We start from the raw sequence: 4,039 nt of genomic DNA on the forward strand, positions 1-4,039 counted from the left end.
CGACTCCCACTGGGCATCCGTCAAATCACCACGCGCCATGACCCAGTTCTACAGCCCCGCCAGCCACAGGCCGAAAACCGCAGCCAGAAAGCATCAACAGATAGTCAGATTCACCAACACTGCCTAGTCCGTCCGTGGCTGCAAGCCGATCTTGGAGGCTGGATGGAGCATGTAATAGATCCCGCGACCGTTGACCTCCCCGACTTCCTGGGCCGCTGGTGTGGACGTCCGGACGCGGCACCACGTCGCCTGGGCGCCGAGTTTCAGTGGCTGCCACGGCCGCTCGTCGACTGGCTCGAGCTCGACTCCCAGTGGACGCGACGCGTGGAACGGGTGAAAAACCTCTACCAGCCCGAACGGATCGTCGCGAGCGGCAAGGCGGTCACATTCATGACGGACCCGACCGGAGACTGGTTCTGGTCCTTCGACCTCGATGATCCCGACATCGTGTACGAGCGTGAGCTCTACGGAGGCTGGCCAGAGGTGGGCGAGAGGATGCCGGAGTTTCTCCTTCACCACGCGCTGAGCGAGGCGGTCCTCGGAGGGGGCGCCTACTGGTGGGCCGACAGGTTCCCCCGGCAGCTACTCGATCACCTGCTCACGCCACTGGACCGCGTCGGCTTCGGCGGATGGGAGTGGCCGCCCCAGGCCCACACCGACATCTACCTCGGTGACGGGCTCCTTGTAGAGGTGACCCATCTGACCGGCGAACAAGCCGCAGCGTCCCGCCGCAGAGCGGACGAACTCGAGGTGTGTGTCGCAGCCACTGACCCAAAGCTCCTCAACTACCTCGATGGCCTACAAGTGCAGTGGTACAAGCGCCCCGCCTGAGCCCTACCTCGCCCTTGAGCGTCGCTCGACTATCGGGGTCACAAGATCTGCCCAAGAACCAGAATCACTGAGCCCGGGCACAGGGGAAGAGCTGAGCGGCGTAACCGGCGCGCAGCCTGCCTGAAGGACGGACGGACTGAGTACGGGCTACTCACGACGGAGGGACCGCTTCAGGGAACAGTGGTCCAGGCGCGGTGCATCGCCGGCGCGGGCGGGAGGGGATTCGACGTGTTCCGTGGCAGGGTGTTCCGTAGCAGGGCCGTGATCGCGGCGTTCGTACTGGCGGGATCGTTCACCATGACGACCGGGACGAGCCAGGCCGGGGTGCGTATCCGGCCTCCGTGGGCCGAGCAGACCGTGTTCGCGCTCGCACCGGACCGCAGCTACGTGGCCGAGTGGAACGGGCCGGGGGCGGGCTGGACGATCATCGGCGGGCCGGCGAGCGAGGTCTACGCCGGGTCGGCGGGGGTGTTCGCGACCGACCCGTCCACCGGTGACATCGCGGAGTACAACGGGACGCCTGGCAGTTGGACGCAGATCGGCGGGCCCGGGGCCGAGTTCGTCGAGGGTGGCGGGCACCTGTACGGGATCGGGCCGGACAACGCCTACGTGGCCGAGTGGAACGGGCAGGCCGCAGGCGGCTGGACGGTCATCGGCGGCCCCGCCTATCAGATCGCCGCCGGGCCCGCCGGCCTGGTCGAGATCAACCAGGACATCACCGAGACGCTGATCTACGACGGCACCCCGGGCACCTGGACCCAGATCGGCGGAGCGTCGCTCGGCGTCTACTCCGGCAACGCGGTCTACAGCTCCGAACCCAGCGGGCTCGAGCAGTGGACCGGCGGTACCGCCTGGGAAACGATCCTCGACAACGGCGGCTTCACGAGCTACTACGCCGTGCAGGCCGTCGGCTCCGAGGGACTTTTCGTCGAAGCCGCGGGCGGCGACTTCGAGTACAACGGCACGCCCCTCAGTTGGACGCAGATCGGTGGCCTTCCCGTGCTGGTCGGCGCCGTGAGCCAGACCTCCGTATACGGCTTCGCCGTCGGGAGCAGCAACACGGCCGCCGCCGACGTCGAGGTGTACTCGGGCAGCGGCAGCACATGGACCGTCATCGGCGGCCCCGCATGGCAGGTATGGCCGGGTGGGGCCGGCCTGGCCGCCGCCGGCGACTGACAGCTTCGAAAGGAATCTCCATGTCCTTCAGCAAACTCGGCCTCGCCGCCGGGCTCGCGGTCTCAGCCGGCTTCCTCGGCGCCGGCCCGGCGGCCGCGGGCACCGTGTCGTACGCCGACACCGTCGCCGCCCTCGGACCGAACGACGCGTACGTCGCGCTCTACAACCCCGGGCAGGGCTGGGCCGAGGTCGGCGGTCCGGCCGCCGCGGTCTACCTCGGCGCGCCCGGCCTGTTCGAGATGGGCACCGGGGGCGACATCCTGCAGTACTCGGGCACCCCGGGCAACTGGACGACCATCGGCGGACCGGGCTCCCAGTTCGTCATGGACGGCCAGCACCTCTACGGCCTCGCCATCGACTACAGCTACGTGGCCGTCTGGAACGGACCCGGCCACGGCTGGACCGAGATCGGCGGGTCCGCGAGCTCGATAGCCGCCGGCGGCGCGGGACTCGTGTCCTGGACGGACAACGGGAAGGTAGAGCTCTACAACGGCACAGCCGGCTCATGGACCCAGATCGGCGGGCCCACCCAGGCCTCCGGCGACATCGCCGTCAGCGACACCGGGATCTACGCGGGAACCTCCACCGGCCTGATCGAGCAGTGGACCGGAGGCCAGTCCTGGACCGTGATCGGCAGCGGCGGCGACCTGCTCTATGCGGGCGGGTACGGGGTCTACATGACCGTCGGCTCGGAGCAGAACATCGAGAAGTACTCCGGCACCCCGGGCAGCTGGACGGTCATCGGCGGGTACGGCCAGCAGTTCGCGGTCAGCCGGTCCGCGCTCTACGGCCTCGGGCCGAACGGCGACTACGTGGCCCAGTGGAACGGGCCCGGGCAGGGATGGACCGAGATCGGCGGGCCCGCGGCCTGGATCACCGCAGGAGGCTGACCGACGCCTCGCACATGAGCGGTGGGGGGCGATGAGGGGCGCCCCCCACCGAGACCAATCCGCAACCGTGGCCGGCGAGAAACCTCCAACCGGTCGCCGCTGCATCCGTCTCATGTATCGAATGCCCGCACGGGATCCGGGACAACGGGCATCCAATACAGGGGAGGAACCACCACCATGAAGTCCACCGCGCACCGCCGCAACCATCACATCAAGGTCGCCACCGCCGCGACGCTCGTCCTGGCCGCCATCGGCGCCACGGCCGGCTGCGCCAGCCAGACCACGCCCACGTCCGACACCGCGTCCGCGGCATCGAGCGCTGCCCCCACGAGCACGCTGCAGACCCCGACCGCCCAGCCCACCACCGCGCCCGCGACGTCCACGACCTCAGCGGCGTCCACCAGTCCCGCGGCCGGCACGTCCCTGGCGACGACGAACAGCCAGAGCGTCAAGGTCGCCATCGAGGACTGCGGCACGGGCGCCGCCCTCACCCGACCGGCGGCCCTGGTACTGGCCTGCGCCGATCAGGGCGCATGGGCGAAGAACCTCACCTGGTCGAGCTGGACCGCGACCAAGGCCACCGCCACGGGCACCCTGACCTGGCACGTCTGCACCCCGAACTGCGCGGAGAGCACCAAGTGGGACAGCACCAGCGCAGAGGTCATCCTCACCGATCCGGTGGCGGAGCCCGGGAACAAGGTCCTGTTCACCAAGCTGGAGCTGCGCGTGACCGGGCCCACGCCGGCGGGATACATGCGCGACGTGACCTACAACATGGCGCCGCAGTAGCCAACCCTGCCGAAACCGCGTCACCCACGGGGAGTCCGTCAACGCGGCTCCCCGTTGCGCCGATCACCGACAGCCGAGCTACATCGGGGACGCGCTGGGAGAATCGCTCACGCTGAGCCTGGACAGGGGCGGCATACCTACCTGCCGAACGAGATGTTGCCGTGCACGTCGCCCGCCTGCAGGACGGTACCTGTTACGGAGCCGGTGTTCGAGTTGTGGACCTCTGAGAAGGTGTCCCGCTTCTTCTGATCATGTGGTCTGCTGGGCGGCGGTTCGGGTCATCAGTCGTATCGCCGCCCAGCGGACCATGGCCTCGTGGGTCTCCTCGGAGCGCTCGTAGTCGCGCACGGTGC

4 protein-coding genes are annotated in these 4,039 nt (G+C 68.9%); all 4 read left to right on the forward strand.

The window, feature by feature from the left end:
* The first annotated feature begins 162 nt into the window (after positions 1-162).
* The 4 genes from KDL01_RS39525 to KDL01_RS39540 all read left to right on the forward strand — a co-directional run bounded on the left by KDL01_RS39525 (position 163) and on the right by KDL01_RS39540 (position 3,686).
* Positions 163-831 carry a hypothetical protein gene (locus tag KDL01_RS39525; RefSeq protein ID WP_212533857.1) on the forward strand — a complete coding sequence of 223 codons (669 nt, stop codon included), beginning with the start codon at positions 163-165 and terminating at the stop codon, positions 829-831.
* A 297-nt stretch (positions 832-1,128) separates the two neighbouring features.
* Entirely contained in the window at positions 1,129-2,007 is an 879-nt protein-coding gene (locus KDL01_RS39530; protein WP_212533858.1) for a hypothetical protein, read from the forward strand.
* A 20-nt stretch (positions 2,008-2,027) separates the two neighbouring features.
* A complete protein-coding gene (locus tag KDL01_RS39535; RefSeq protein WP_212533859.1) occupies positions 2,028-2,897 on the forward strand; it encodes a hypothetical protein in 870 nt (289 codons plus the stop codon).
* 177 nt (positions 2,898-3,074) lie between these two features.
* Entirely contained in the window at positions 3,075-3,686 is a 612-nt protein-coding gene (locus KDL01_RS39540) for a hypothetical protein (RefSeq protein ID WP_212533860.1), read from the forward strand.
* Positions 3,687-4,039: the final 353 nt, after the last annotated feature.

Source organism: Actinospica durhamensis (assembly GCF_018139695.1).
Classification (GTDB): Bacteria; Actinomycetota; Actinomycetes; order Streptomycetales; family Catenulisporaceae; genus Actinospica; species Actinospica durhamensis.